A 26,004-nucleotide genomic window follows, 5' to 3' on the forward strand; every position below is an offset into this window, starting at 1 on the left:
TGGAATGACCATGCAGACCTCTGTATTTTCATTGGATCCAAAAACCATGGAGCAAATCGACTGCAAGTTCCATGAGAAACGACAGTTGGCACAGGCTAGAGCACATGAGCTGTTTGGTGTTTTTCAAGAAGAGCTGACCGAAGAGGAGACCTGGGCTCTTAAATACCTGTTCGCCTATATGCCGGTCAATGATATGGCTGATTACGATGGGGCCTTATTCCTCAGTCATGTACGGCAGACGCTTGAAATCCGTAAGCAAATGCCTTGGGGTGAACGGGTGCCGGACCATTTGTTCCTGCATTTTGTGCTTCCTTACCGGGTTAATACAGAAAATATCGAGGATTCCCGCGGTATGTTGTATGAAGCATTGGCAGACCGCACGAAGTCATTATCCATGGCCGATGCGATTCTGGAGACGAACTACTGGTGTCATGAGAAGGCAACCTACATCGGCAGCGATCTGAGAACGATCTCGCCGCTGACCATGATCCGGAATGCGCGCGGACGCTGCGGTGAAGAGTCTACCCTTGCCGTAGCTGCCTTGCGCAGTATCGGCATTCCTGCCCGCCAGGTCTATACGCCGCGCTGGGCACACTGCGATGATAACCACGCCTGGGTGGAGGCATGGGCCGATGGCACCTGGTATTACATTGGCGCTTGCGAGCCTGAAGCCCGTCTGAACCAGGGCTGGTTCAGTCCGCCTGCACGCCGGGCAATGCTGATCAACACGCGGATTTATGCGGATTATCCAGGACCGGAAGACATTACGCTTGCCGATGAATGGTTCACGGAAATCAATTTGCTGGAAAACTATGCGCCGACGCGGACGATTACCGTGCTTGCGAAGGATGAGCAGGGGAATCCGGTCAGTGGTGCCGATGTTTATTTCGAGCTGTACAATATGGCGGAATTCTACCCCATTGCTGTGATTCCAACGAACGCACAGGGAGAAGCGTCGTTTAAGACGGGGCTAGGCGATTTGCTCATTCGCGTTGTCCATGCCGGCAAATGGGGAGTACTGAAGATTACGGTAACGGACAAGGATTATTATGAGATCGTCCTTGACCAAACGCAGCAGCCGGTCGGAACGATGGATTTGGACATGGTGCCTCCTCCGGAACGCGAGGGCGATGCCACCGAGCCGCTTTCTGAAGACAAGATTCAAAAACATAACAAACGAATTGAAGAAGGCACGAAAATCCGGACGGGATATGAAGATACGTTCCTAACTGAAGCGGAGGCTGCAGAGCTTGCCGGAGAAACCAGTCTTCCGGCAGAGCGGGTATGGGACGTGTTACGTAAAGCACGCGGAAACAGCTGCGAAATTGCCGCCTTCCTGCGGGAGCGTTCGGGCGAGTATGGGGAGTGGCCGTTGCGGCTGCTGGAGAGCTTGAATGAGAAAGATCTGGTGGACACGTTCCACGAAACGCTGGATGATCATCTGATTGGTTCTTTGTCTCAGCGACGGGATTTTCCGGAGGACATCTTCGTGCAGTACGTGCTTTGTCCACGTGTGTTGTACGAGATGATCGTGCCTTACAAGCAGTTTTTCCAAGAGGCGTTCACGGAGTCTGAAGCTGAAGCATTCAGAGCCAATCCGTCAGAGCTTGCGCTTAAACTGGATGAAGGTTACGGCATATGGGAAGACCTTCCGAACCTGAAGGGGAAAGGGAATCCGGTCGGTACGTACAAGCTGATGAGAGGGGACCGTGTCTCGCTGGATATTCTCTTCGTAGCTATCTGCCGCAGTTTGGGCATTCCGGCCCGGCTTCATCCAAGCGAGCTGAAGCCGCAATATATGGCCAGCGGCAGTAGTTGGGTGGATGCGGTATTCCTGCGAACTTCGCCGAAGGTTGAGGAAGCGAAAGAATGGGGTTCACTCCGCCTGCTGCAGGATACCGAAGCCGCACCGGAAACGCCTGCCGCTTCTTATGCTGAGAATTTTACATTTGCGCGTCTCGAGAATGGGATTTATAAGACGCTGTTATATCCGGATGGCAAAAAAGACGTGTATGACGAGCAGTTCGAAGTGGAACCTGGCTCCTATCGATTAACATCGGGTGTGCGACTAAAGGATGGCACGGTGAGAGCAAGATTCACTTATTTCGAGGTACGTGCCGGAGAACAAGCCGATGTGGTGCTGACGTACAGATCGGCTGAGCAGGAGATACCTGTTCTGGGAACCGTGGACAGAACAATCACGATGACGGCGCTGGATGGAACAAGCGTGAGCCTAGGAGATTTACTGGGCGTAAATGGCACGATTGCAGCCTGGATCGAGCCGGAGCGGGAACCAACGAAGCATCTTTTCCGCGAAATCGGCGAGCTGGCCGAGCCGTTTGCGGAGCTAGGGGCTCCGGTTGTTCTCATCATCGGCGACGCGCAGTGGACGGCATCGTTTGATCCGGCCAATTATCCGAAGCTGCCGCCGCGTACTATTTTTGTCCGGGATACCACATATGCAGGATTACCGGACTTGATTGCGAATTCGCCAGCTCATGAGGCAGGCTTCCCGCATCTTTTCGTGCTGGATGGTCAGGATCAAATCCGCTATACAGCCTCGGGATACAAAATCGGAACCGGGAAGGAAGCTTTGCAGGTATTGTCCGGTGTATGGAAGCAAACTACGGATCGGAGTGAAGGATAAATGACAAAGACGAACTACATTGTCGCGGGTTATGCCGGCGACGCCAAGCTTCCCCATATTACGCGGGAAGATCTAATGAAACTGACCCATCTAAATGTGGCCTTCGGCCATGTACGGAGTCATCAAATCTCGACGGATCATCTCCAAAATTTGGGGCATCTCCATGACATCAAGCGCGAGCATCCGGAGCTGTGCATCTTGCTGTCCGTAGGCGGCTGGAGCGCAGGCGGCTTCTCGGAAGCTGCTGCCACGGAAGAGGGAAGACGCAGCATGGCGGAGTCGGCGGTCCGCGTGCTGGCAGAGCATCCGTTTGACGGAATCGATCTCGATTGGGAGTATCCGAGCTACGGTGAGGCTGAAATTGCGTCCAGTCCGGATGACAAAACGAATTTCACGCTCCTGCTTAAGACCATTCGGGAAGCTTTGGACCGTAAAGGGGAGCAGGATGGACGCCATTACCTACTGACCATCGCAGCGGGGGCAGACCAATATTATGTGGACGGCACCGAAATGGATCAGGCGCAAAAGCATCTGGATTTTGTCCAGCTGATGACCTATGACATGCGCGGCGGATTTCAGGTTCTGACCGGACATCATACGAACTTGTATACACCGACAGGGGATTTGTTCCGCATCAGCACGGATGCATCCGTGAACATATTCATCCGTGCCGGCGTACCAAAGGAAAAAATCGTCATCGGAGCGGCCTTTTACTCCCGCGTGTGGAATCAGGTGCCGGACCGGAATCAGGGGCTTCACCAAATGGCCGGCACCACTGGCGGATACGGACCGAATTATACGACGCTTTCAGCAGACTACATTAACAAAAATGGCTATGTTCGATATTGGGATTCAGAGGCCTGCGCGCCGTATCTGTTTAATGGGTCCAGCCTGATTTCCTATGATGATGAAGAATCGATCGGGCATAAATGCGAGTATGTCAAGAATAGTGGCTTAGCCGGAATCATGTTCTGGGAATACAGCTGCGACGAAACACATCAATTGCTTGACGCGATGTACCGCGGGCTTAGATTATAGATTGTAAGATACGAAGAATAGAATCAGAGAAGCAAACTGAGGCCAAGAAGGCTGAAGACTGGCAGTGCGATGAATGAGGTGTGAGCCTGTATCATCATTCCTTATGGAAGCATGCGGAGTCTTCGGCCTTCTTTTTACATACGCGTTGTCCAAGTGAATGATATGGCAGTATTGCAGATTTCATATTTTAAATTTTAATAGAGGGCGTGACAACCATAACTCTTTCAGATTATGAACTCATGAAAATCCAAGTGGAAACGTTATATGTACTGGATGACCGGGAGCGGATCGCTGCCATTAATGAACCTTTGGATATGCAGCCTCCAGCCGTTTTTATCGGAAAAACGAAAGAAGGGCTGGTCATTCGCTTCAGGCGGGATCTGCCTCAAAAGTTGATAGAGGAGATCTTGAGCTGTACGGAAGCGTCCCTGGATGTAGTTCAACTCTGCCGGGTGATTGAATCCTATAAAAAGGTGACGGACATCTGGATGGGCCCGGCTTATGTTTTCCGATGGGATGATGTCCCTCCTGTAGCAGAGCCAAACATCCTCTTGATCGGCGAATCCAATCGGCATCTGTTGAAGAAAAACTTCAGCATCCTGCATGAAGAGCTGTCCGAGCATTTACCTGCTGCAGGTTATGTTGCGGATGGGGAAGTGGTCTCCATATGCTGCAGCGCGCGTATATCCGGCAGGGCTGCCGAAGCTAGCTTGAAAACCGTAGAGGCCTTCAGGGGACAGGGGCTTGCCCCGCTGGTGGTTCAATCCTGGTGCAGGCAAGTCAGCAGACAGGGACTTATCCCGCTGTACAGCACTTCATGGGATAACCTGAGCTCACAGGCCGTAGCGCGGAAACTGGGCTTGCACCAATATGGCATGGATCTAAGCATCAGTACGGGATAGAAGTTTGAAAACACATTCTCATTTAATTAGCCCCAGATCAGATGGTTGGCAGGATCCCTGTTGCTTGCATCCGAACCCCTTCGAACCCCTCTATCCACGAGATATTAAATCTTTGAATCCTTCCTTCGATAGGCCCAAACTTGTGAATTCTCTTAAGATTATGATCTTTCATAGTATTTTGGCACAAATTAAATAGCAGCAATATGTGACGCTTATGATCGGTTAGTTCTCAACATGTATAACCTGTGGTACACTTTGAATAATCATTTTCCAATATATGTATTGTTATAATACGATATGGACTCCTTTCAATAGAGCACTCTTAGGGGGGGCGTGAGAGATTTTGATAAAAACAGCAGTGGGATTACTGGCGGCACTTCTGTTTTTATCCGGCTGCGGCAGTACGTACACGTATAAAGACGCGGAAAAAGACGGCTACGTTGTAGCAGGTGCAGGGCCAGGTCAACAAGCGAACATAGAGAAGCTGGAGCAGTTTTATGCTGATTTTCAAAATAAAGTCCCTTCCAAGGTCCGGATCGTTCATTTTACAGATGAAGGCGACCCCGTTTATCTGGATCTAAACAGTAACGGCCAAGACATTCAATTTACTAGAGATAACTCAAAGGATCAATTCGGCGGACAGGACAGGGGCAAAAAATCTACCGTATGCAAGCAGATCATCAAACGCGACGAGATGAGTGGCGATGCTTCAGGCGTGGAATATGATCTGAAAGACTGCACAGATGACATTGGATACAGCGATGCGGAGAGTAAGGAGTATTTTCTATTATTTTTGGAAGATAAGAAGTAGGCAGAAATTTCCGTAAAAATGAAGCGAGGTGCTGAAATGGATAAGAACATCATGTTGAAACAGCTGTCCGATCCGTCGGAAGCCGTGATGCTGGATAAGGCATTTTCAAGCCATTTTGAGTGGTACAGGCAGGGAGATTATTACGAGAGATGTCTGAGGGAGAATCGGGAAGGAAGCCGGATCACATTGATGGCCTTTTATGGGGATATTTTGGCGGGATGCTGCCATCTACTGCACCGTTCCAAGTATCCATATTTTCTTGAGCATAACATTCCGGAGATCAATGACCTGAACGTGTTCCCGAAATTTCGCCGCAATCATATCGCGAGCAGATTATTTGATGAATTCGAAAGCATTGCTGCCCAAACCTATTCGCATATAGGCCTGGGCGTTGGACTTTACGAGGACTACGGGAACGCTCAGCGGATGTATACATCACGCGGATATATTTTGGATGGACAAGGGATGACCTACAAAAATCAGAAGGTTATCCCAGGCCAGCCCGTTATGGTCGATGATGATCTGATCCTTTATTTGATCAAAAAGCTGTAGAGCGAATCTAGCATATCTTTATAGAAGGAGGCATGCATCTGAATGGTACAAAAACAGACTCCCCCCGAACATGAACTGCCTGCGGGATTGGCGAAACCAGCGCAGCGCGCTCTGATCGGAGCTGGACTCGTGAACCTGGAGCACATTGCCAAGGTCAGTGAGGACGAGCTGAAGCAGCTGCACGGAATCGGACCGAACGCACTGAAAATCATCCGGCAGGTGCTGGAGGAGAAGGGGCTTTCTTTTGCAGAGAAATGAGATTGAAAGACCGGGAATATAAATGAACGATATTAAGGAGAAAGAAGAAGGTGACATCATGATTCAATTTTCAAACGGCAAGGTCACGGTATTTCAAAGCGTTTTGTTTCAGACCACTTCGACCGTCATTCAGCTGGATGATTTCATCCTCGTCGTGGACCCTAATTGGCTCCCAGGCGAGATTCAGGAGATCAAGGCCCACGTGGATGCAGTACAAGGGGATAAACCGTGTTATTTGTTGTTTACGCACGCGGACTACGACCATATCATCGGGTACAAAGCCTTTCCGGGGGCAAAAACTATCGGGAGCGCCGGACTTGCGAATTATCCGAAAAAAGACCATAAGCTGAAGTTGATTCGGGATTTTGACGCCACCTATTATGTGTCACGCGACTATCCAGTGGAATTTCCGGAGCTGGATATCGTCATCGGTGCGGACGGCCAGCAGATTACGATCGGTTCCACCACGTTGACCTTTTACCTGGCTCCGGGTCATACGGAAGACGGCTTGTTCACGGTGATTGATGCGGAAGGTGTTTTTGTCGCTGGTGATTATTTATCAGACTTCGAGCTTCCTTTTATTTATTACAGCGCTCAGGCGTACGAGGAGACGATTCGTAAGGCTAAGCAGATTTTGCATGGTCATCCGGTACGGCTTCTCGTTCCTGGTCATGGTCAGCATACCAAAAGCCGCGCTGAGATGGACCGGAGAGTGGGCGTGGCGCTGGACCATTTGAAGCGATTGAAGCAGGCGGTTCTTGCCGGTGACGAGCAGGTTTTGGAGCAGCTGAAGCTTGAGCATGGTTTTCTATCCGAAACGACGATGGAGTGCCATAAGGATAACGTGAGGATTATGAGGCATGAGCTTCTGGGAGAAACGGCAGAGGAGGAATGATGATGAATTATACCATCCGTCTGATTACGGAGCAGGATGTTCCTTTTATGTGGGAGATGCTCTATGAATCGATGTATGTACCCGAAGGCCAGGAGCCGTTCAACAGGGATATTCTACGGGACCCTTCGATCGCCAAGTATGCCGAGAATTGGGGCCGGGCGGGAGATATCGGACTAATCGCCGTGACGGATGAGGGAGAGCCTCTGGGCACCATTACAACGCGATTTTTTCAGGAAGACAACCAAGGATATGGATATGTCGGGGCTGACGTACCAGAGTTGGGCATGGCTCTATCGCAGACGCATCGGGGACAGGGGATTGGAACGGCACTGATGCAGGCATTGTTTGAAGAGCTGCACAAGAACGGGATTGCCCGGGTTTCGCTAAGCGTAGATCCAAACAACACGGCCGCGGTGAAGCTGTATCAGCGCTTTGGATTTGAAAAAGTGGGCATGGCAGGCACGTCCATAACGATGGTTACCGATGTGCGGCAGTCAGGTGTTGAATGATGATCATCTGGGTGAACGGCGCATTTGGAGCGGGAAAAACGCAAACGGCGCATGAGCTTCAGCGGCGGATACCGCATTCCTATATTTATGATCCGGAGAATGCCGGTTATTTTATCCGCAAAAATATCCCCGCCAGTATGGCCAAAAGCGATTTTCAGGATCATAAGGTGTGGCGCGAAACGAATTACAGCATGATCAAGTACATTCATGACGAATATGACGGAACCCTGATCATTCCGATGACGATCGTAGATCCGCAATATTTTGACGATATCGTTGGCAGGCTGAGACGGGACGGGGTTGTTATTCACCATTTTGCGCTGTGCGCTACGAGAGAGACTCTTCTGAAAAGACTGCGGAGTCGCGGCGAAAATGATCGCTCATGGGCGGCGCAGCAAATCGACAGATGCATTGATGGGCTCTCCCTTCCCGTGTTTGAACGGCATCTGCAGACGGATGCGATGACGATTTCTGATGTGGTGGAGGCCATTGCGGCGGTGTTAGACATCACACTCATGCCCGACCAACACGGGAAACTGCGCAAACAATACGACAAAATTATGACGCAGATCAGGCATATTCGTTTTTTTCAATAAGGATTCTATTGTATCGGCACAGGACATGGCTGCTGTATGGCTCAGCTGATATATATTAGTAAGTACTATTAATACCAATCATTTTATATAAGAGTGGGTGGTAGCTTTGCATCAACAAATCGAGGAGTATGCTTTGAATGCCTGGCCTGCATTGCAGACGCTCGTTCATGACGGATGGCTGCTGCGTTTTGCGGACGGTTATACCAAACGATCCAATTCCGTGAATGCCCTCTTCAATGCAGGGGAAGATCATCTGGAGCAGAAAATTTCCCGGTGTGAGGCCTTGTACCACCGAGCCGGTCTGAACGCCGTCTTCAAGGTAACGCCATTCGTGCCTGGATCGCTGGATCGTACGCTGGAAGCCTGTGGCTATAAGCTTTGCGATCCATCTTCTGTCATGATCTTGGAGGATCTGGCTGCTGCGGCGGAACCGAAGCTGACGGATATTGAATGTTCGCCGTCGTTAACGCCTGAGTGGACGGACACCTTCGCTTCAATGAACCATGGGCTATCCGCACGGAACAAAGCGGCCATGCAGAAAATGCTGTCACAAACGGTGCTGCAAACGGGATATTTTACCTTGTATCAGGAGTCTGTTCCGGTAGCTTGCGGTCTCGGGGTGATCGAGGACAAGTTCGTCGGGTTGTTTGATATTATTACGTCGGAGGATCACCGGAACTGGGGATACGGAGAACAGCTGATCCTGAACATATTGAAATGGGCAAAAGAAAACGGGGCGGCGCACAGCTATCTTCAGGTACTTCAGGATAATCTGCCTGCCAATTGGCTGTACGAGAAGCTGGGCTACCGTCAAATCTATTCCTATTGGTACCGAAGCAAAGCCTTGCTGTAAGGCGATATTTCAGACACCGGAAAAGAGGACTTTATGGAATCAACTGCGTTTCTAGTCATATGTATTTTCGTTGTGGTAGGGGCCGGTTTTATTCAGGGGCTGACGAGCTTCGGATTTGCCCTGATTGCCATGCCTTTTCTGGCAAGGGTCATTCCGCTTCAGCAGGCGGTTCCCGCTGTCGTTATTTTGGGTCTATGCACCAATCTTATAGTGATCGTAGATGCGAGGCGCCACGTAGATTTGAAGAAAATCTGGATTCTCATCCTGTCTAGCTTACTGGCCGCACCAATTGGAACCTATCTTCTTCTTCTGCTGGATGAGCGGCTTCTGAAATTGTTTACGGGAGTGTTCATTATCCTGATCGCTGTTCTCTTGCTACTTGGAAAGTCTTTTCCAGTTAAAAACGAGAAACTTGCCTTTGTGCCGGTGGGCATCATCAGTGGGCTGCTGAACGGAAGCATATCGATGAGCGGACCGCCAGTGGCTCTTTTTCTATCAAATCAACAACAGGCAAGGAAACCTTTCGGGCCAATATTACGGCGTATGCCATCATTTTAAATGTCATTACGATCTGTACCTTTGCTTACAGCGGCATACTGACCAAGCAGGTATTTACTTATTCCTTATGGCTCATTCCCAGCATGTTAGTCGGCGTATTTATTGGCATTAAAGCGATCAGGAAGCTGAACGATCAGTGGTTCAGAAGGTTGGCGCTGTGGGTGATTATCCTGTCCGGTACGTGGACGGTGATCAGCACATTTTAGAAAAAGAGGTGTACGCATGAAATTCATCATCCTTTTTGGTCCCCAGGCTGTCGGGAAAATGACGGTAGGGCAGGAGCTTGAGAAAATCACGGATTTAAAGCTGTTTCACAACCATATGACCATCGAGCTGGTTACTCCGTTTTTTAGCTACGGCTCACCTGCTGGCAATCGTCTGGTCCATTTATTTCGGCAGGAGATTTTTGAGGAAGTGGCCAAAAGCGATCTGGCCGGACTCATCTTCACGTTTGTGTGGGCGTTTGATCTGCAGAGTGATTGGGATTATGTGGAGGAAATCAGCCGTATTTTCGAATCCCAGGGCGGCACGGTGTATTATGTGGAACTGGAAGCAGATATGGACGAGCGGCTGGAACGCAACAAGAGCCCGCACCGACTAAGCCACAAACCGACCAAAAGAAATCTGGAATTCTCCGAAAGAAATCTGAGGAAGACGATGGAGAACCACCGGCTTAATTCCATGGAGGGGGAAATCAAGAATTCCCATTATTTGAGAATTAACAACACCCGTCTGAGTCCGGAGGACGTCGCTCAGATGATTAAGGATAAATTTGGGCTGTGAACCGATAGTCGGAAGAGGAGAACAAGAAGCAGGCGGATTCCTCCATTGCGAGAGTCGTGGCACGGGTGAAATAAGTTTCTACGAAGGAGTGGGTACATATGAACAACAAAGTCATTACATACTACAATGCCTTCGACGAATGGGGACGGCTCGACCGGGAGCCTATTGAATTCATCATTAATATGCATCATATTCAAAGCCTGCTTCCGCCGCAGGGACATATTTTGGATAACGGCGCCGGGCCGGGAAAATATTCAATTGAGCTTGCCAAGCTGGGCTATCGGATGACGCTGACAGATTTAACACCGAAGTCGGTTGATATAGCGAAGATAAAAGCCGAAGAATATCAGATTGAAGATCAGTTCGACGGGTTTTACGCGGCAGATGCCAGAGACTTGAGCCTGTTTCCGGATGACCGCTATGATGCCGCCCTGATGCTGGGACCGCTGTATCATCTGCAGACTGAAGAGGGCCGTGTACAAGCTGTTCAGGAGCTGCATCGGGTGACGAAGCCGGGCGGGCTTGTATTTGTGGCGATGATGTCTAGAACCCGGTTCTTGACGACGTCGCTCATGCATCCTGAGATGTGGAAGCCGAACCATACGGTTCAGGGTATTACAGATTTCCTGCGGACGGGAACGTTTGACCATGCGGATGAAGGAAGATTCACAGGGGCGTACTATTTTAACATTGATGAGATCAACCCGTTTATGGAGTCGCATGGATTCGAAACGGTCAAATTGGTCGGATCGAGCAGTATTGCGGGCGCAATGCAGCCGGAGCAGTGGGATTACTGGGAGCAGCAAGGCGATGAGGCATTCCGGCAGATCATGGACATGGTTCTGAAAAATTCCGAGAATCCGTATATGTTGGGCTCTGCATCGCATTTGCTTTATATCGGCAGGAAAAAGTAGAGCGAATGAACGTCATAACTTTTAAAAAATGAAGAGAGCCGGAAGAGCTCTCTTTTTTAATGTTCGACTGGGTTTGGTGGGCGTGTTTGCTTTCTTCGTAGGATTTCTTACAGTCCTTTGCCGCCTAAAAGATTCAGAGGTATCGCTTCTACACCGGCTATCAGCGGCATGGCCCGCGCAATGGAATCCCGGGTTTCAGGCTGATCCAGTGATGCTTTATGCGCATCAGCGCTGCTCCACACTTCAGTCACCCAAACGGCGTCGGGTTCCTTTTCCGACAGGTTGATCAAATAGAGCTCGCATTCTTTTACGGTCTGAGCCGCATTTGCTGCCTCCATCAGAATGTTTGTAAGCTTGTCCCGCTCTCCGGCTTTTGCCGTAAATTTCACGTATGCCGCATATTTGTCCATGCTCTGTACTCTCCTTTTGTCGCCCGTATTTAATCTCTATTTTCTATGAAACCGTATACGATTACAACCAAGATAGATTAAAATTGGAATTAAAGTTATTTTTTTTCGAAACCATGCTGCACCGGAAGGGGGAGATACCCATTAGAATCCGTATTATTGGCGCTTGCGGCAGTGGAAAATCATATATTGCGCGCGAGTGCTCCCGCCGGCTGGGAATCCCTCACTACGAAACCGATAATTTTGTGTGGGAACGTGGTCTAGAACAACGCAAATTTCCGATTGAGACAAGAGATAGGCTTTTAAGGGAAGCGGTCCGTACCGAGGCTTGGATCATTGAAGGCGTACACCATAAATGGGGAAAAGAGAGCTTTGAGCACGCCGATGTTATTTTCATCATCTCGCCGAATAAATTCATTCGGGACTTCCGGATCTTGCGGAGGTTCGTCCGGGCGAGACTTGGACTGGAACGGGCCAACTACAAGCAGTCTTTCAAAAATTTGCTAGTGATGACGTTTGTGTGGAACAAAGGCTTCGACCAGAAGAACATGAACGAAATTTTGGAGCTTACGCAGCCTTATGAAGGCAGAAGAATCATCGTGAAATCAAACAAGGAGATTTTGGAGTACATACAAGGCGCGGGGTACGGCGGATGAAAAAGAGATAACATAAAAGAGAAGGCGGGAATAAGAAAATGAAAATCGTGATCGGACAGCCCAAACTGGAATCGGAGCTGAACCAACTGGAGCTGACATTAACAGCTTACCCGGAGGCGGATGTGGTCATTTTTCCTGAGGGATACATCAATGCGAATTTGGAACAGGCGCGCAAGCTGGCTCGTATGCACCATACCGCAATCATCTCGGGCTACAAGAATCCCAAGGATTGGTCCGTCGTCATCGATGCTTCGGGAGATCTTCTACTGAACCGGGCCAAATATGAGGCTGGCGGCGCAGCAGAGGTGAACGGACAACGGATCGCGCATTTGTTATGCGATGAACTGGTACTGCAGGGGCTTAAAGAGCAGGCAGAACCTGTGGATATGATCGCGCATCCCATCGGTGTGGGAATGTTCAGCGAGGAGCAATTTGAGGAATGGATTACGGTTGCCAAAAATATCGCAAAGCAGCATCATGCGCTCATCATCGGAACCAGCCATGCCGACGGATCATACCGTGATTCCGCAGTTTCGATTCCTATTGCCTACTGTATTGACCCGGATGGGAGGGAGGTTTTTATACGCAAAAATGATACGCGTACTGTTCTGTTGGACACAGAAACGATGCAGTACATAGTAAGCGAGGCAGTCTACAGGTAATACAGCAGCCATGAGATTGGCGAACCCAATCATGCACTCGAAAAGGAAAAATCAAGATAAAAGGAGCGAACATGTTATGAGCAGCCCCATACAGAACCAAATTCAGACGGTATTCATACCAGTAAGCAGCATTGAAGCGGCGCGGGATTGGTATTGCGATATTTTGGGCGTCCCTGCGGATGGAGAAATACTGCATGGCCATCTGTTCATTCTCCCAATGAAGGGATCTGCGGGCATCATTCTGGACAGCCGGATTTATGCACCAGACCATGTGTTTCGCATTCCTGCCGTACAGCTGCTTACGGATGACATTGAGAAATCTTATGTGTATATGAAGGAGAGAAACGTCGAGCTTGTTACGGAAATTCAATATAATCAATGGTTTAATTTTAAAGACCCTGACGGAAACATGCTCATGATCTGCAAATGCTGATGGAGAAGGAGCAGTAGTATGTCTACAGCTGATACTTGGGAGGGATTCACTATGCCAAAGCGTTGTTTTATCATCACGGGAACATCAAAAGGGATGGGCGAGGCCCTCAGCCGAACCATGCTCGATCGAGGAGATACTGTATACGGTATTTCGAGAAGCGAAGCAGCCGAAACACTGGCTCAGCGACCCGGTTATATCCATACCCGCTTTGATCTGATGCAGACCGCTCATATCGATAGGATGTTGTGCTCCATTCTGCAGCAGATCGATCCGGATGAATATGAGATGATATGCCTAGTGAACAACGCGGCGATGCTTGAGCCTTTAAAGCTTGTGGAAGACATGCTGCCTGAGGAAGTGACCGCGAATATCCAGATCAGCCTGATTGCCCCGATGATACTGACATCCGTGTTTATCCGCGACACCAGAGGGTGGGAAATCCGGAAAAAGGTTGTCCAGATTACATCAGGCTCAGGCTCTGCTGCCAATCCGGCCATGAGTGTTTATTCTACTGCCAAAGCAGGCCTGAACATGTTCACCCGATGTGCCGGAACTGAGCTTTCGGATCGCGTGGAGGTGATTGCAGTGGATCCCGGAATGGTGGATACGCCGATGCAGGCGATTGCTAGGAACAAGAATGCTGAGGATTTTGCCTTGTCCGTATACTTTGAGCAGGCGTATCAAGCGGGACAGCTGAAAAAACCCGATGAGCTCGCAGAACATCTGGCACGGATCATAGACGCCAGACTGGAATCCGGAAGAGTGCTGACTTACTTAGAAAACGAGTAATAATTTAAACGAAAGAGGCATTAAAAAGATGAATCATAGTGCAGAGAATCATATTTTCACGATCGAGTGCAAGGACATCATCCTGCGTGAATACCTGGTTGACGATGTAGAAGCGTTGTGTGCATTAACCCGTCAGCCCGAGATCAAGGAATTTTTGCCGGATTGGGACGTGCCACTCGCACAGAGAGTGGAGTGGATCACCCATTATGAAACCGTAGATAACCAGCGTTTTCTGCAAGCTGCCGCGAAGGATGGAAAGGTGGGCGGTATTCCGCTTCGGTTGGGAATCATTTTGAAGGAGAGCGGGGAATTTATTGGCTGGTGCAACACCCTGATGAAGGAAGAGATGCCGAAACCGAACCGTGAGATTATGTACGCTATTTCCAATCAGCACACGAAAAAAGGCTACACGACCCAGGCTGTGCAGTCACTGGCAAAGTACTTGTTTTCTCATACGGATGTAATGATGCTGAACGCGATAGCATTAACCCACAATATTGCCTCCAACAAGGTAATTCGGAAAAGCGGTTTTGAATACGTGGATCTAATTGAGATAGAAGGTAAGACCTACAACCATTACAAGCTTTACAAAGCTTAACTTTATGCAAGAACTACCGGAAGAAATCGATGAAGGGGGAGAGAATGAACATACCTAATGAGTTTTACATTAAGGTCAAACAGATATATGGTGAGGTCGGTGAAGATTGGCTAGCACGTTTGCCAGACATTATCGATAGGTGTAGCGGTAAATGGGGTCTTAGCGAACTTGTTTTGTTAGACAATTACACAAACGCAGTACTGTATGGAACCAGCAGATTCTTTGGGGATGTCGTATTGAAAATTGGTATGGATATCACCTCTGAGATCAAAGCGATGTCTCGATTTAACGAGCTGGCTATTTGTCATTGCTACGTTGCAGATGAGCCTCTAGGTGCACTTCTCTTGGAACGTGTTATGCCAGGAAATGATCTAACAACGATTTCTTCTGAAGAGGAACGAATTAACATAGCCGCTAACCTTATGTTACATTTGAGCGTATTTTCCGATACTGAAGTTGAGTTTCCTACATACCACCAATGGATAGAGAATGATTTTAATCGTATCCGCCGGGAAAGAACAGTGAATGAGTCAATGATTCGTTATATGGAGTTAGCTGAAAAGTTCTTTCAAGAAATGCAGTCACTCGGACGAATTCCGAAGCTGCTGCACGGCGATTTGCACCATGAAAACATACTTCAAGACAGAAGTGGTCATTGGAAGGCAATCGATCCTAAAGGTGTCATTGGTACACCGTGTCTGGAGAGTGCTCGATTCATCGTCAATCAGGTAGGACGGGTCCCAGAAAATGAAAAATCTCATTCTCTAGCAACTATGGCTAATAAGTTTAGTGGAATATTTAAGGAATCTCCTCGAATAATTACATATGGCGCATTCATCGATTTAGTGCTAATTCTTTGTTGTATGTATGAGAATAACGATGATCCGCGAGATATTTTACAGTCTCAGGCTGAATGCCAAATTTATCTCGATTTTATTGAATCTTGCTCATGAAGCTCGAAATTACTTTGCGCACTTGAATGTTGCAAACCAGGAAAGTTCAATTGAATTCAGCAGTGTATGGTTCAGTTTAATTCTTTCTCAGACAGACGCCGATAATCACTGGGAGAGCACCCATGATAACGCTTGAACGCCCTCGAAAAAGTATAGAGGTCCGGATATCCCACTGACGATGCAATTTCACCAATTTGCAGGGACACATCCATGAGCAGTTCACCAGCCCGAGTCAGGCGGAGCCGCTGCACATACTGCTGGGGGGAGACGCCAACCTTTTGCGCAAAAACATGCGAGAAATGAGAGCGATGAAGCCCGAACATCCCTGCGACCGTTTCCACTCGGAGCGTTTCGGTATAATGCAGCTGAAAAAAGCGCAAAGCTTCGTCCACCCAATGCTCTTCAGAGGGTGCTGCGCCAAGAGTACCCGCCGCAGGTTCGTGTTCGAGTTCCTCAAACAAATGATAGGCCGCAGACATCAGCTTCATGACGGACAGCCGGTATAATGGATCATGCCATATGACTTCTTCCATCATCCGCAATCGCTCCCGGCATTCGGGGGTTATGGCCCCATACCGAAAGGGCTGCTTCGCAATGAGTCCGATCCTTTGCATCAGCTCCCGCATTTGCGGCCCCTCCATCGTCAGCCATATCATCTGGAGAGAATCTGTGGATTGAATCCAATATTCGTACGTCAGATGGGGAAACAGGCAGAACATATCATTAGCTCCCAGTTTCACTTCGTTGTTTCCATAGCGGAGCACCAGTTCCCCGCTCAAAACAAAATGAAGTCCATAGCTCTCAATTTGCTTTGGACCGACATGGTAATGGGGACTCGCGATATTGCGTCCCGCCCTCACAAACCAGAATCCGCCTGTGCGCTCATATCCGGAAGGCATATGATGCCACAGGTCCGCCAACTCTTCCGCATATTCCTTCAATGTTATCCCACCTAACATTTTGTTAAATACATTATGGCATTCCTTTCATTTTGAGAACAAGATAAACTTCAATACATAAAAGGAAGAAAATCTAGCATATTCAGCAAATGGAAGGGAGAGTCCGTATTGAAACGTCCAAACATTCTGCTCATCACCAGCGATCAGCAGCACTGGAACACGATCGGTGCCCTAGGAAGCGAAGTACATACACCCAATCTGGATCGTCTGGTTAGGGAAGGAACAGCCTTTACTCGCGCTTATTGCCCGAATCCGACCTGTACGCCATCACGGGCCTCGATGATCACCGGCATGTACCCGAGCCAGCATGGAGCCTGGAGTCTCGGCACCAAGCTGCTTGAGGACCGCCGGACCGTCGGGGAGGATTTGGCGGAGGCAGGCTATCGGACATCTCTGATCGGCAAGGCGCATTTCCAGCCCCTGCGGAGAACGGAGGAATATCCGTCGCTTGAATCGTATCCTCTTATTCAGGATCTCGAATTCTGGAAGTCGTTTCATGGGCCGTTTTATGGCTTCGATCATGTGGAGCTTGCCCGCAACCACACCAATGAAGCACATGTGGGGCAGCATTACGTCCTCTGGATGGAAGAGAAGGGTTATGACAACTGGAGGGATTATTTTCTTGCACCTACAGGTACAATGGACCCGGCGATTACGCACACGTGGCCGATCCCAGAAGAAATTCATTATGATGCATGGATTGCGGAGCGGACGAATGCGATGCTGGAACAGTATCAGCAGGAGGAAGAACCGTTCTTTTTATGGTCGAGCTTCTTCGATCCGCATCCCGATTACTTGGTGCCTGAGCCTTGGGACCGAATGTATGATCCGGAAAAACTGACGATTCCGAGTGTGGTGTCCGGTGAGCATGAGACCAATCCACCGCATTTTGGTATGACGCAGGAGAAGGAGCCGGATTTCAACCATCTGAGGGAGACGGGAATCGGGATTCACGGCTATCATTCCCACCTGTTACCCGAAGACGAATGCAAACAGCTTGTAGGCACTTATTACGGCATGATCAGCTTGATGGACAAATATATAGGCAAAATCCTGGATAAGCTCGATGAGCTTGGACTCTCCGATAACACGGTCGTGGTGTTTACAACGGATCACGGTCACTTTTTCGGACAGCACGGGCTTCAGTACAAAGGCGGTTTCCATTACGAGGATCTGATCAAGCTGCCTTTCCTTGTGCGGTATCCGGGACATGTGCCTGCCGGCAGAACGTCTGCTGCTATTCAATCTTTGGTGGATCTGGCCCCGACCTTCCTCTCATTAACCGGCATTCCGATTCCGGCGATCATGACAGGGGTGGATCAGAGCGAAGTATGGACAGGAACCCTGGAACAGGCGCGCGATCACGCGATCTGCGAGTTCCGGCATGAGCCAACGACCATTCACCAGAAAACGTATATTGATGAACGTCACAAAATTACAATCTATTACCGCCAAATTTACGGAGAGATTTTTGATCTTGAAAATGATCCCGAAGAGCTCCATAATCTATGGGATGATCCGGCTTACGGAAAGCTTAAAAGCGAGCTGCTTCTGAAATATGCCTGGGCAGAGCTCGGCAAAGAACCGATGCCAATGCCGCGAATTTGGGGTGCGTAAGATAGCAAGCCGCCTGCCGTTAAGGGAGGTGGTTTTTTTTCTTAAGATTATAGAATTTAAGTTTTCAGCAAAGCTGAACAATTCTATAATCGCAAGAAAAACTACATCTAAACGCGGTCTGTCATCTGTGAAAGTACGTCGATAGACGTTTTTTCTTATTGGCCAAGGGCTTTTTCCTAAAGGTGCTCCTGTTGTATAATTATAGAAACAAACCTGAACGGACAACTCTAAGGACCCGGCTTGAGATATTTATGATCTTGACCGGGTCTCGTTGTCTTTTACGAGGAATCATAGATTTAAATGGAGGGCTGAGTGTGCAGATACGATTCGGAGAACCCGTGGACCTTCCCGCCGTGTGCAGCTGGGATACGCATTTTGAACCGGATTTTTTAGAGTGGAAGCTGACAAGGCAGGAAGTCATACTGGCTGAAGCTAACGGCCAAATCATCGGTTATTTGCGTCTGGAGTATATCTGGTCCACTGTGCCATATATCGGACTTATTCTTGTTTCGGAGCAAAGCCGCAGGCAGGGGATCGGCAAAGAACTAATCGCATTTACGGAGGAGCACTTGAAGAATCGGGGGCACCTGTACCTATACAGTTCTTCTCAGGCGAATGAAGCAGAACCTCAAAGCTGGCACAGGCATGTCGGATTCGAAGAAACCGGAATCATCTCAGGCATCAATGAAGGAGGCATAGGCGAAGTGTTTTTCAGAAAGCGGATATAAGGATTCTTAAGGCAGCAATTAAGTATTGAATACGACTCGCGCAGCGGGAGAAAAAGAGGACATCATGGGAGAGATAGAACAAGTGGAAATGATTAAGCTGGCAGAACGATTTGTAAAGGAGGAGCTATCCGGTGAGGCGAGCGGTCATGACTGGTGGCATATCGAGCGGGTCCGGAATACGGCCCTCGACATCGCCGAGAAGGAACATGCGGATGCGATTGTGTGCGAGCTGGCGGCGCTTCTGCATGATGTGGCCGATGAAAAGCTGAACGAGAGCAAAGAAGCCGGCCTGGATAAGGTTCACAGCTGGCTGCAGGAGCATACGTCAGATAGGGGCCTAATTGAACAGGTGATGGATATTATATCGACCATGTCCTTTAACGGCGGCCAAAACCCGCCAATGAAAACCCTTGAAGGTCAGGTCGTTCAGGACGCGGACCGCTTGGACGCGCTTGGCGCGATCGGTATTGCCAGAACCTTCGTATACTCGGGAGCAAAGGGCCGCATCATTCACGATCCGGGACTGAGCCACGAGGTGCTTGCTCAGGAGGATTATCGGTCCAGCAATAAAACGGCCATCTATCATTTTTATGAGAAGCTACTGAAGCTGAAAGATTTGATGAATACCCCGTACGCTAGAGAGCTGGCTGAGCAGCGGCATGCTTTTATGGAGCTGTATTTGCAGCAGTTTTACAGTGAATGGAAGGTTCGGGAGGATCAAGATGCTCAAGCTGAATGAAATGTAGTTTTTATTCCGAGGAAAATAACTTTAGGAGGCTATGTTATGACTCAACCCTTTTCTTTTTTGCGTATCGGTTATGTCTATGTGCCGACATGTCGGATCGAAGAATCTATTACTTGGTACACCGAGCATCTGGATTTTAAGCTGATGGACAAATTTGAAGACCGCGGCTCGCAGATCGGCGTGCTTCATCATCCGCACCTGAACTCCATTGCCCTCCTCCTGATCGAAACCCGTGACCGGCAGACTCTGGAAATTTCGAGGAACGGCAAGCCTTTTCCCATCATGGCTCTAAACTGTGCGGACATCGAGTATACATACAATAAGCTGAAGTGTGCGGGCATCGAAGTGGAAGAGCTCTGTACGCTTGGCGACGGCGAAGCCAAATATTTTTATTTCAGGGATCCCGAGGGGAATCTGCTAGAGGCGGCCTGGTCGAAGTGGGACTCGCAGGATGAGATCAAGGAGAACTTCAAGTGATAGGAACTCCCAATTTGGGATCGAGACTGGAAGCAGTCCGGGATGGAGGAGGATATGAAAAAGATATCGATACTCTTTTTTGTTTTCTTCATGCTCGTTCACGCGGAAGTCATGGCGAGCTGGGCTTATCCATTTGTGGTTTATAACAAAGGTATTTACGAAGCGACGCTGGAGCAGGTGAGTCCGGATCTAATTGGGGATTCGATTGGAAAAGTAACCCTCTCCTCCGACCGCGAAGGGACATATCGGGGGAACTTCTCGAATTACCATCCGAAGGGAACCGTCTATTATGCCATCATCGGCACCAGCCCTGCTCAGGAGATTGCCGTTCAAGCCGAAGATGGATTGTATATAAAAGCTGTATTTAAAGGACCGTATACGGTAGCTGAATCAGCGAACAGCAGTTATATATGGATTTGCATGGTGATTGCGGCAGTATTGGTGCTTGTTGTTTTCGTGATATACCACCGCCTTCACCGCAGAACGTCCTAATTCTACCTCGATGCCAGGAGAAAGGAGTGAATAAGAATGAAACGAAAAGTTGTCATTGCAGGTGGAACGGGTTTTATCGGAACCTATTTAGAGGAACAATTCAAACGGCTTGAGTATGAGGTGCTCATCATTTCCAGAAAGGCAGGCCATATCGCTTGGGATGATACGGACGGGATTCGTGAGTCGCTGGAGCATGCGGAGATGCTGATCAATCTGGCGGGCAAATCCGTAAACTGCCGGTATCATGCGAAGAACAAAGCCGAAATTATGAACTCCAGAACGGAAACGACCGATATTCTTGGCCAAGCTGCTTTGGCCTGTGAGCATCCACCTGGACTTTGGATCAACTCGAGCACAGCGACCATCTACCGGCATGCCGAGGATCGTCCGATGACGGAAGCACATGGCGAGATTGGCTCCGGCTTTTCGGTGGAAGTGGCCAAGGCGTGGGAACGATCCTTCTTTTCGTTCTCTCTTCCACATACCCGGCAAATTGCTTTAAGAATTGCGATCGTGCTGGGCCGCGGCGGTGGTGTGATGATACCTTATCGGAATCTGGTCCGGTTTGGTCTCGGCGGCATACAAGGGCCGGGAAGCCAAAAGTTCAGCTGGATTCATCTGGACGACATTTTGGGCATCATTCTTTTTCTGAGAGATCACCCCGAGCTGAGTGGCGTGTTTAATGTATCGTCTCCCAATCCGGTGGACAACCGGGAGCTGATGCAGCAGCTTCGAGAGGTTATGAAGATGCCTTTTGGGCTGCCGTCTCCGGCATGGATGCTTGAATTAGGGGCAAGAGTCATCCAAACCGAGACCGAACTTATTCTCAAAAGCCGCTGGGTTATTCCTGAGAGATTGGAACAGGCGGGGTACCGTTTTAAATATCCGACACTCCGGAAAGCGCTCTGCGATATCATATCCTGATATATATTGTGAGATTAGGGCTTTAGTAAATCGCCAAAGCAAGGTACACTACTTATATTGGTCCTATATCCGATACTTTCCTGAAGGGAGCATCACAACGATGTCTGTTGAAGCTGCAAATACGCTGGAAGAGAAACTGGCTAAAGCCATGAACGAGCCCTCTGCCAGACCTGATTTTTATAACGAACTCCGGAATTCGGAGATTTACGCAATTCAAGGCGGGACAAGTCCTATGCAAGAACAAACAGAGCTGAGTGCAGGACAATCTGTACAGCTCATAAGCGTTGAAATGAACGGGAAGAGATACCTTCCCATTTTCTCTTCGCGCGCCCGTATGCAGGACTTTATCAAAGAGCCGGTTCAATACCTGTCGATCAATGCGGTGCATTTTTTCCAGCTGACCAAAGGGGCGGATCTGCTGCTTAATCCGGGATCTCCTTTTGGCAAAGAATTCAGCGCGCGAGAAATCGAATCCATACTAGACGGTTCGGTGTTTAACGCTCAGGAAGCCTACGTGGTGGAAAAGAACACCCAAACCATGATCGGTCCGCCTGAGGAGCCGCCAACAGAGCTTCTGAATGAACTCAGCGTCGTGTTTGAACGGTTGAAAAACGTGATTTGCGCTTATAACGCTCAGGTGTTTAACCCGCGCACCGACAGAGCTCCGCGTACCCTGATTGCTGTCAGCTATATTGGCAAAGGAGATAACATCATCGCAGAAGCCGGCAAGGTCGCTGAGAACATAGCAGTACAATTCCCGCCTGTCGAGTTCATTGAGCTGAACGGAAGTTCCGGGCTGGAGGGTTATTTTGAGAGCAACTGCAAACCTTTTTATTTAAAAGAAACTTTCTAAAGATTGCTGCGGCCACAAGTTTTCACATCCGCGTTCAGACAAACCTGGCTGAGTAAATTGCCGGGTTTTTTGTATTCAAGTAAAACGGACTTAAGGAGTAGGTAATGACTTCTAGAAAATGGTGCATTGTACTCGTCGCAGTTTTATTGGTGACTAATGGTGTAACTCTCGGACTGCTGATCCAGAGCAGCCACAGTAACGATAAGTTACTCGAAAGCGGAAAAGCATGGGAAGCCTTTACGTTGAACGGGATGGGCCAAAATTGGCAGGTGAATGATTATAAGATGATTAGAACCGCTTCTTCCATCTATCGCGGAAACGGGAGCCTAACCTATCTCGGAGATCCACAAAATATCGAAAAATCAACCTATTTCAGTTATACGTTTTATGAGAAGCAAGCTGGAAAACCGCGTCCTGTGCTAAGCCATACCGAATCTTCGGTGAACGGGCCGGTAGCTATTTTAGAGAATGTTAAGCATTTAGGATCTATTCAAGGTGCGCCATCGGATTGGGAACTTGAAGAAACATCGCAGGACTTAGGTAACTCTTATGTGGAAATAAAATGGAAAGATAATCTTAGCAAACTACATATGGAAAACATTCCTCTTTCGGTAACGGAAGAGTACTCTAGTATGGAATAAAGGAGGAGTTACAAATGTCCGTTGCTACCGGGGTTGTCGCGCTGTTTCCGTTAATTGTATTTATCGGTTTTGGGGGATTGGGTATTGCCTGCATGATTCTGTTCATCCGTTTCGCCGTAAGAGCAATCAAAGCGCTGGATATTTATCTCGCCGAGAAATCTCGTAATAAATTATACTGAAGAAGAGGCTTTAATAATGTGTGGGTGAAAATATGAACATGAAAAGATTTTTGATTGGACAATACGGCGCATTTGATCAGCATAAGTTCGAACGGGATTTCCGGGAGGATTTCTTCGGGATTGAAGCCTGCCTGCTGCAGACCGATGAAGATATGATGGCGCTGCGACAGGCTGCGAGGGAGCATTCTTTTCAGGTGGGCATTCATTTTCCGCTTCGCGACAGAGGGCTTGTCATCCGTGATGCGCTATTTCTCTCTCCGGATCCGGACGAAAGACGAGATGCTTACCGCCTCATCCAAGAGGAACTGGATGAAATTGCGCAACTGCAGCTGAATCCGGCCTATATTCTGTTTCATTATCCGAAGCCGATTATATTGGATGATCGGGTGAACTGGAGCACATGGCATTTCAGTGACCGCAGAGAATATGTCTTTGAGAGTGAATACTCATTTGAAGAGTTTAAGCAGCGGACGGAAGAGTTGTTTCATTGGCTGACGGGGCAAAGTGAACGATACGGCTTTGTGCCTGTGCTCGAATTTGATGCGCTGAACCAATATGTTTATGATTCCGGTGTTTTGGAGGAGTTACTTCAAAAATACCGTTCCATCCGGCTATGTCTGGATACCGGAAGACTGTACCTGCAGGAGAGAAGAGATCCGTCGTTCCAGTCCGTCCGGCTTGTGCGGAAATACGCCAAATATGCGGAAGTCATCCACTTGTGGAACTTACAGTACGGCGACGGCTTTGTAAAGCTTCGTTATCCGGTGCTGCCGGAGCAGCTGCCGAGTGAGGGCTGGGCGCCAATCGCCGAATATCTTCATATCATCAGAGAAGAGAATCCGGACGTGAAAATTCAGTTCGAACACCGTTCCGATCTGGTCAGCGATGAGGATCTGGAGCGGTGCTACCGCTGGGTGTCGGACATGCTTACGAGTTGAACATGACGAAAAGCGCATCGTCTCCAGATATTTTTCGGCGGCCGTGTGCTTTTTTGCTATTGGTAGACATGCGTCCTGGATAAAAGGGGTTGTTTCACTTACACTTATTAGGATAGAAGGCAGCAGAAAGCTTGTACATTAAAATAGAAGGAAGGCCAATAAATTGTCTTACGAATGGATTTTACTCGATGCAGACGAAACTTTGTATGACTTTAAAATGTCCGAAACCCGCGCATTATCCAGCGTACTCGCCAGCATGAACCTGGATCCGGAGGATACCGCAATCACGGATTGCTATAGCCGTATTAATAAAGGACTGTGGCAGGAGCTGGAGCAGGGACGGATTAATTCGACGGACCTTCGTGTGGAGCGTTTCCGGAGATTTTGCCTGGAGCAAGGGCTGGAAGAAGATGCGGTAGTCATCAGCGACCGTTATATAGGAGTATTATCAGAGCAGGCATTTATTTTGGCGGGAGCGCTGGATCTTTGCCTCTATTTGAAGGAAAACGGCTACCGTATGGCGATTATCACCAATGGGATTAAGCAGGTTCAATTCGGACGGATTAACCGCTCGGAGCTGAAGGATTTTTTCGAGCAGGTCATCGTTTCCGAGGATACGGGCTACCAAAAGCCGCAGGCGGGTATTTTTGAGCATGCCTTTTCCAAAATTGGAAGCTCAGCGAAGGAAAAAATGCTGATGGTCGGCGATTCTCTAACCTCTGATATTCAGGGTGGCAATAATGTAGGGATCGACACCTGCTGGTATAACCCGAACCGCCTTCCAAACGAAACGGGAATTGTTCCGACCTATGAAATCCATGATCTGGCGGAACTAAAAGAGATTCTAGAGCGCAGCCGGTCTTAAAGTGGCTTGAAAGCGCATTGATCATGACAACAATTTGACGTGGTTGTAACCTTATTGTGACGATTTGGCGTGAGGAATGATTTATAGTAAATCTATAAGATCACCGCGCCCGAACATGAGGTTTTCAGGGATTTTTGCAGGAATCTCGTTTGAAAATCACTCAGCAGGGTAATGGATGATATGGAAATGAAATACATTGTCCACTAAAGGAGATATTTTCAATGAAAAAAATCACGCTGCTTACTACCCTCATGATCGTCGCCCTGCTGAGCTTTATGACATCGGCTAGTGCTATCGGAACGGATAAGGAATACACGCCGGTTCCTCCGAGCGAGGACACAGTGACAGCTTTGATTTCTTCGATACAGAATGACAACGGGCATGTGAGCATTCAGGCTGACCCGATTGAATGGTATGAAGGCGCCGCAGCTGACCAGAAGTTTATGGAACGGGAAAAGGATGCCGCAGAGGAACTGGGCGGAGCACCTGACGGCTATTATATTGTAAATGACGACCAAACGCTTCGCACATATGAAGTTGCACCAGATGCGCAGGTGCTGATGCAGATTTACGACCATGATGGAACCTACGAAGGTATGGATATTAAATGGAATGAAGCTGTGTCGCTCGATAAATACCTTGCCATCATGAACAACGACAAGCTGATGGACATGAAAAGCTTTCCGTATCACCTGACCATTCAGGACGGCAAAGTAGTTAAAATTGTGCAGCAGTATATTCCTTAAGTTACAAACGAAAGAATCCGTCATTC

Annotated in this window: 34 protein-coding genes; 32 read left to right on the plus strand and 2 right to left on the minus strand. The window is 48.6% G+C overall.

The annotated features are described in order from the left end of the window. The first annotated feature begins 4 nt into the window (after positions 1 to 4). From MUG84_RS16045 to MUG84_RS16105, 14 genes are all read left to right on the plus strand, one after another. On the plus strand, positions 5 to 2,647 hold the full coding sequence (locus tag MUG84_RS16045) for a transglutaminase domain-containing protein (protein WP_244726425.1): 2,643 nt from the start codon (positions 5 to 7) through the stop codon (positions 2,645 to 2,647). Further along, the gene (locus tag MUG84_RS16050; protein ID WP_244726427.1) at positions 2,648 to 3,685 is read left to right on the plus strand and encodes a glycoside hydrolase family 18 protein; all 1,038 of its coding nucleotides are present in this window, start codon (positions 2,648 to 2,650) and stop codon (positions 3,683 to 3,685) included. 239 nt (positions 3,686 to 3,924) lie between these two features. Next, the gene (locus tag MUG84_RS16055; protein WP_244726429.1) at positions 3,925 to 4,587 is read left to right on the plus strand and encodes a GNAT family N-acetyltransferase; all 663 of its coding nucleotides are present in this window, start codon (positions 3,925 to 3,927) and stop codon (positions 4,585 to 4,587) included. A gap of 343 nt (positions 4,588 to 4,930) precedes the next feature. Then, a complete protein-coding gene (locus MUG84_RS16060; protein WP_244726431.1) occupies positions 4,931 to 5,398 on the plus strand; it encodes a DUF4362 domain-containing protein in 468 nt (155 codons plus the stop codon). A gap of 36 nt (positions 5,399 to 5,434) precedes the next feature. After that, a complete protein-coding gene (locus tag MUG84_RS16065) occupies positions 5,435 to 5,950 on the plus strand; it encodes a GNAT family N-acetyltransferase (protein ID WP_244726434.1) in 516 nt (171 codons plus the stop codon). A 42-nt stretch (positions 5,951 to 5,992) separates the two neighbouring features. Continuing rightward, entirely contained in the window at positions 5,993 to 6,208 is a 216-nt protein-coding gene (locus MUG84_RS16070) for a helix-hairpin-helix domain-containing protein (protein ID WP_244726436.1), read from the plus strand. Between the two features lie 58 nt (positions 6,209 to 6,266). Further along, a complete protein-coding gene (locus tag MUG84_RS16075; protein WP_244726438.1) occupies positions 6,267 to 7,103 on the plus strand; it encodes an MBL fold metallo-hydrolase in 837 nt (278 codons plus the stop codon). A gap of 2 nt (positions 7,104 to 7,105) precedes the next feature. Further along, the gene (locus tag MUG84_RS16080) at positions 7,106 to 7,612 is read left to right on the plus strand and encodes a GNAT family N-acetyltransferase (RefSeq protein ID WP_244726440.1); all 507 of its coding nucleotides are present in this window, start codon (positions 7,106 to 7,108) and stop codon (positions 7,610 to 7,612) included. Next, the gene (locus MUG84_RS16085) at positions 7,612 to 8,208 is read left to right on the plus strand and encodes an AAA family ATPase (protein WP_244726881.1); all 597 of its coding nucleotides are present in this window, start codon (positions 7,612 to 7,614) and stop codon (positions 8,206 to 8,208) included. The genes MUG84_RS16080 and MUG84_RS16085 overlap by 1 nt, the downstream gene beginning before the upstream one ends. Before the next feature lie 106 nt (positions 8,209 to 8,314). Continuing rightward, a complete protein-coding gene (locus tag MUG84_RS16090; protein ID WP_244726442.1) occupies positions 8,315 to 9,061 on the plus strand; it encodes a GNAT family N-acetyltransferase in 747 nt (248 codons plus the stop codon). A 33-nt stretch (positions 9,062 to 9,094) separates the two neighbouring features. Next, complete coding sequence (locus MUG84_RS16095) at positions 9,095 to 9,619, plus strand: sulfite exporter TauE/SafE family protein (protein ID WP_244726445.1); 525 nt, start codon at positions 9,095 to 9,097, stop codon at positions 9,617 to 9,619. Positions 9,620 to 9,630: 11 nt separating this feature from the next. After that, positions 9,631 to 9,825, plus strand: coding sequence for a hypothetical protein (locus MUG84_RS27515; RefSeq protein ID WP_342346126.1), 195 nt, complete (start codon positions 9,631 to 9,633; stop codon positions 9,823 to 9,825). Positions 9,826 to 9,841: 16 nt separating this feature from the next. Then, positions 9,842 to 10,402 (plus strand): DEAD/DEAH box helicase family protein, encoded by a 561-nt coding sequence (locus MUG84_RS16100; protein WP_244726447.1) that lies wholly within the window; start codon positions 9,842 to 9,844, stop codon positions 10,400 to 10,402. A 98-nt stretch (positions 10,403 to 10,500) separates the two neighbouring features. Continuing rightward, positions 10,501 to 11,316, plus strand: coding sequence for a class I SAM-dependent methyltransferase (locus MUG84_RS16105; RefSeq protein WP_244726449.1), 816 nt, complete (start codon positions 10,501 to 10,503; stop codon positions 11,314 to 11,316). A 107-nt stretch (positions 11,317 to 11,423) separates the two neighbouring features. On the opposite strand, the gene MUG84_RS16110 is transcribed toward MUG84_RS16105, so the two are convergent. Beyond that, positions 11,424 to 11,726, minus strand: a complete 303-nt coding sequence (locus MUG84_RS16110) for a putative quinol monooxygenase (protein ID WP_244726451.1) — start codon at positions 11,724 to 11,726, stop codon at positions 11,424 to 11,426. An 83-nt stretch (positions 11,727 to 11,809) separates the two neighbouring features. On the opposite strand from MUG84_RS16110, the gene MUG84_RS16115 reads away from it, so the two are divergent. From MUG84_RS16115 to MUG84_RS16140, 6 genes are all read left to right on the plus strand, one after another. Next, on the plus strand, positions 11,810 to 12,379 hold the full coding sequence (locus MUG84_RS16115; protein ID WP_244726453.1) for a P-loop NTPase family protein: 570 nt from the start codon (positions 11,810 to 11,812) through the stop codon (positions 12,377 to 12,379). A gap of 38 nt (positions 12,380 to 12,417) precedes the next feature. Next, positions 12,418 to 13,041: a hypothetical protein gene (locus tag MUG84_RS16120; RefSeq protein WP_244726455.1), complete on the plus strand. Its 624-nt coding sequence runs from the start codon at positions 12,418 to 12,420 to the stop codon at positions 13,039 to 13,041. Between the two features lie 76 nt (positions 13,042 to 13,117). Further along, complete coding sequence (locus tag MUG84_RS16125; protein ID WP_244726457.1) at positions 13,118 to 13,474, plus strand: VOC family protein; 357 nt, start codon at positions 13,118 to 13,120, stop codon at positions 13,472 to 13,474. A gap of 51 nt (positions 13,475 to 13,525) precedes the next feature. Continuing rightward, positions 13,526 to 14,263 carry an SDR family NAD(P)-dependent oxidoreductase gene (locus tag MUG84_RS16130; protein WP_244726460.1) on the plus strand — a complete coding sequence of 246 codons (738 nt, stop codon included), beginning with the start codon at positions 13,526 to 13,528 and terminating at the stop codon, positions 14,261 to 14,263. A gap of 28 nt (positions 14,264 to 14,291) precedes the next feature. After that, positions 14,292 to 14,861 carry a GNAT family N-acetyltransferase gene (locus tag MUG84_RS16135; protein ID WP_244726462.1) on the plus strand — a complete coding sequence of 190 codons (570 nt, stop codon included), beginning with the start codon at positions 14,292 to 14,294 and terminating at the stop codon, positions 14,859 to 14,861. A gap of 44 nt (positions 14,862 to 14,905) precedes the next feature. Then, a complete protein-coding gene (locus MUG84_RS16140) occupies positions 14,906 to 15,814 on the plus strand; it encodes an aminoglycoside phosphotransferase family protein (RefSeq protein ID WP_244726465.1) in 909 nt (302 codons plus the stop codon). A gap of 71 nt (positions 15,815 to 15,885) precedes the next feature. Here MUG84_RS16140 and MUG84_RS16145 read toward each other — a convergent pair whose 3' ends face one another. Next, entirely contained in the window at positions 15,886 to 16,755 is an 870-nt protein-coding gene (locus MUG84_RS16145; RefSeq protein ID WP_244726467.1) for a helix-turn-helix transcriptional regulator, read from the minus strand. 126 nt (positions 16,756 to 16,881) lie between these two features. Here MUG84_RS16145 and MUG84_RS16150 point away from each other — a divergent pair, with 126 nt between their 5' ends. The 12 genes from MUG84_RS16150 to MUG84_RS16205 all read left to right on the plus strand — a co-directional run bounded on the left by MUG84_RS16150 (position 16,882) and on the right by MUG84_RS16205 (position 25,978). Next, positions 16,882 to 18,390 (plus strand): sulfatase family protein, encoded by a 1,509-nt coding sequence (locus tag MUG84_RS16150; protein ID WP_244726469.1) that lies wholly within the window; start codon positions 16,882 to 16,884, stop codon positions 18,388 to 18,390. A gap of 314 nt (positions 18,391 to 18,704) precedes the next feature. Next, a complete protein-coding gene (locus tag MUG84_RS16155; protein WP_244726471.1) occupies positions 18,705 to 19,118 on the plus strand; it encodes a GNAT family N-acetyltransferase in 414 nt (137 codons plus the stop codon). Positions 19,119 to 19,182: 64 nt separating this feature from the next. After that, entirely contained in the window at positions 19,183 to 19,857 is a 675-nt protein-coding gene (locus MUG84_RS16160) for an HD domain-containing protein (protein ID WP_244726473.1), read from the plus strand. 45 nt (positions 19,858 to 19,902) lie between these two features. Beyond that, entirely contained in the window at positions 19,903 to 20,340 is a 438-nt protein-coding gene (locus tag MUG84_RS16165) for a VOC family protein (protein WP_244726475.1), read from the plus strand. A gap of 54 nt (positions 20,341 to 20,394) precedes the next feature. Then, positions 20,395 to 20,832: a hypothetical protein gene (locus MUG84_RS16170; RefSeq protein WP_244726478.1), complete on the plus strand. Its 438-nt coding sequence runs from the start codon at positions 20,395 to 20,397 to the stop codon at positions 20,830 to 20,832. Positions 20,833 to 20,868: 36 nt separating this feature from the next. Then, complete coding sequence (locus MUG84_RS16175; protein WP_244726480.1) at positions 20,869 to 21,756, plus strand: TIGR01777 family oxidoreductase; 888 nt, start codon at positions 20,869 to 20,871, stop codon at positions 21,754 to 21,756. A gap of 100 nt (positions 21,757 to 21,856) precedes the next feature. Further along, positions 21,857 to 22,609: an enhanced serine sensitivity protein SseB C-terminal domain-containing protein gene (locus tag MUG84_RS16180; RefSeq protein ID WP_244726482.1), complete on the plus strand. Its 753-nt coding sequence runs from the start codon at positions 21,857 to 21,859 to the stop codon at positions 22,607 to 22,609. 104 nt (positions 22,610 to 22,713) lie between these two features. Continuing rightward, the gene (locus MUG84_RS16185; protein WP_244726484.1) at positions 22,714 to 23,250 is read left to right on the plus strand and encodes a hypothetical protein; all 537 of its coding nucleotides are present in this window, start codon (positions 22,714 to 22,716) and stop codon (positions 23,248 to 23,250) included. Positions 23,251 to 23,264: 14 nt separating this feature from the next. Next, on the plus strand, positions 23,265 to 23,429 hold the full coding sequence (locus MUG84_RS16190) for a hypothetical protein (protein WP_244726486.1): 165 nt from the start codon (positions 23,265 to 23,267) through the stop codon (positions 23,427 to 23,429). A gap of 38 nt (positions 23,430 to 23,467) precedes the next feature. Beyond that, on the plus strand, positions 23,468 to 24,367 hold the full coding sequence (locus MUG84_RS16195; protein ID WP_244726488.1) for a sugar phosphate isomerase/epimerase: 900 nt from the start codon (positions 23,468 to 23,470) through the stop codon (positions 24,365 to 24,367). A 163-nt stretch (positions 24,368 to 24,530) separates the two neighbouring features. Beyond that, a complete protein-coding gene (locus MUG84_RS16200) occupies positions 24,531 to 25,232 on the plus strand; it encodes a YjjG family noncanonical pyrimidine nucleotidase (protein ID WP_244726491.1) in 702 nt (233 codons plus the stop codon). 221 nt (positions 25,233 to 25,453) lie between these two features. Next, a complete protein-coding gene (locus tag MUG84_RS16205) occupies positions 25,454 to 25,978 on the plus strand; it encodes a hypothetical protein (RefSeq protein ID WP_244726493.1) in 525 nt (174 codons plus the stop codon). The last annotated feature ends 26 nt before the right edge of the window (positions 25,979 to 26,004 follow it).

This window comes from Paenibacillus mangrovi, assembly GCF_022898935.1.
Taxonomy (GTDB): domain Bacteria; phylum Bacillota; class Bacilli; order Paenibacillales; family Paenibacillaceae; genus Paenibacillus_AQ; species Paenibacillus_AQ mangrovi.

Excerpts from the sequence above, each read along its gene's own strand:
- MUG84_RS16045 (WP_244726425.1), top strand. The coding sequence starts at position 5 with ATGACCATGCAGACCTCTGTATTTTCATTGGATCCAAAAACCATGGAG.
- MUG84_RS16050 (WP_244726427.1), top strand. The coding sequence starts at position 2,648 with ATGACAAAGACGAACTACATTGTCGCGGGTTATGCCGGCGACGCCAAG.
- MUG84_RS16055 (WP_244726429.1), top strand. The coding sequence starts at position 3,925 with ATGAAAATCCAAGTGGAAACGTTATATGTACTGGATGACCGGGAGCGG.
- MUG84_RS16065 (WP_244726434.1), top strand. The coding sequence starts at position 5,435 with ATGGATAAGAACATCATGTTGAAACAGCTGTCCGATCCGTCGGAAGCC.
- MUG84_RS16070 (WP_244726436.1), top strand. The coding sequence starts at position 5,993 with ATGGTACAAAAACAGACTCCCCCCGAACATGAACTGCCTGCGGGATTG.
- MUG84_RS16075 (WP_244726438.1), top strand. The coding sequence starts at position 6,267 with ATGATTCAATTTTCAAACGGCAAGGTCACGGTATTTCAAAGCGTTTTG.
- MUG84_RS16080 (WP_244726440.1), top strand. The coding sequence starts at position 7,106 with ATGAATTATACCATCCGTCTGATTACGGAGCAGGATGTTCCTTTTATG.
- MUG84_RS16085 (WP_244726881.1), top strand. The coding sequence starts at position 7,612 with ATGATCATCTGGGTGAACGGCGCATTTGGAGCGGGAAAAACGCAAACG.
- MUG84_RS16095 (WP_244726445.1), top strand. The coding sequence starts at position 9,095 with ATGGAATCAACTGCGTTTCTAGTCATATGTATTTTCGTTGTGGTAGGG.
- MUG84_RS16100 (WP_244726447.1), top strand. The coding sequence starts at position 9,842 with ATGAAATTCATCATCCTTTTTGGTCCCCAGGCTGTCGGGAAAATGACG.
- MUG84_RS16105 (WP_244726449.1), top strand. The coding sequence starts at position 10,501 with ATGAACAACAAAGTCATTACATACTACAATGCCTTCGACGAATGGGGA.
- MUG84_RS16110 (WP_244726451.1), bottom strand. The coding sequence starts at position 11,726 with ATGGACAAATATGCGGCATACGTGAAATTTACGGCAAAAGCCGGAGAG.
- MUG84_RS16120 (WP_244726455.1), top strand. The coding sequence starts at position 12,418 with ATGAAAATCGTGATCGGACAGCCCAAACTGGAATCGGAGCTGAACCAA.
- MUG84_RS16125 (WP_244726457.1), top strand. The coding sequence starts at position 13,118 with ATGAGCAGCCCCATACAGAACCAAATTCAGACGGTATTCATACCAGTA.
- MUG84_RS16130 (WP_244726460.1), top strand. The coding sequence starts at position 13,526 with ATGCCAAAGCGTTGTTTTATCATCACGGGAACATCAAAAGGGATGGGC.
- MUG84_RS16135 (WP_244726462.1), top strand. The coding sequence starts at position 14,292 with ATGAATCATAGTGCAGAGAATCATATTTTCACGATCGAGTGCAAGGAC.
- MUG84_RS16140 (WP_244726465.1), top strand. The coding sequence starts at position 14,906 with ATGAACATACCTAATGAGTTTTACATTAAGGTCAAACAGATATATGGT.
- MUG84_RS16160 (WP_244726473.1), top strand. The coding sequence starts at position 19,183 with ATGGGAGAGATAGAACAAGTGGAAATGATTAAGCTGGCAGAACGATTT.
- MUG84_RS16165 (WP_244726475.1), top strand. The coding sequence starts at position 19,903 with ATGACTCAACCCTTTTCTTTTTTGCGTATCGGTTATGTCTATGTGCCG.
- MUG84_RS16170 (WP_244726478.1), top strand. The coding sequence starts at position 20,395 with ATGAAAAAGATATCGATACTCTTTTTTGTTTTCTTCATGCTCGTTCAC.
- MUG84_RS16175 (WP_244726480.1), top strand. The coding sequence starts at position 20,869 with ATGAAACGAAAAGTTGTCATTGCAGGTGGAACGGGTTTTATCGGAACC.
- MUG84_RS16180 (WP_244726482.1), top strand. The coding sequence starts at position 21,857 with ATGTCTGTTGAAGCTGCAAATACGCTGGAAGAGAAACTGGCTAAAGCC.
- MUG84_RS16185 (WP_244726484.1), top strand. The coding sequence starts at position 22,714 with ATGACTTCTAGAAAATGGTGCATTGTACTCGTCGCAGTTTTATTGGTG.
- MUG84_RS16190 (WP_244726486.1), top strand. The coding sequence starts at position 23,265 with ATGTCCGTTGCTACCGGGGTTGTCGCGCTGTTTCCGTTAATTGTATTT.
- MUG84_RS16195 (WP_244726488.1), top strand. The coding sequence starts at position 23,468 with ATGAAAAGATTTTTGATTGGACAATACGGCGCATTTGATCAGCATAAG.
- MUG84_RS16205 (WP_244726493.1), top strand. The coding sequence starts at position 25,454 with ATGAAAAAAATCACGCTGCTTACTACCCTCATGATCGTCGCCCTGCTG.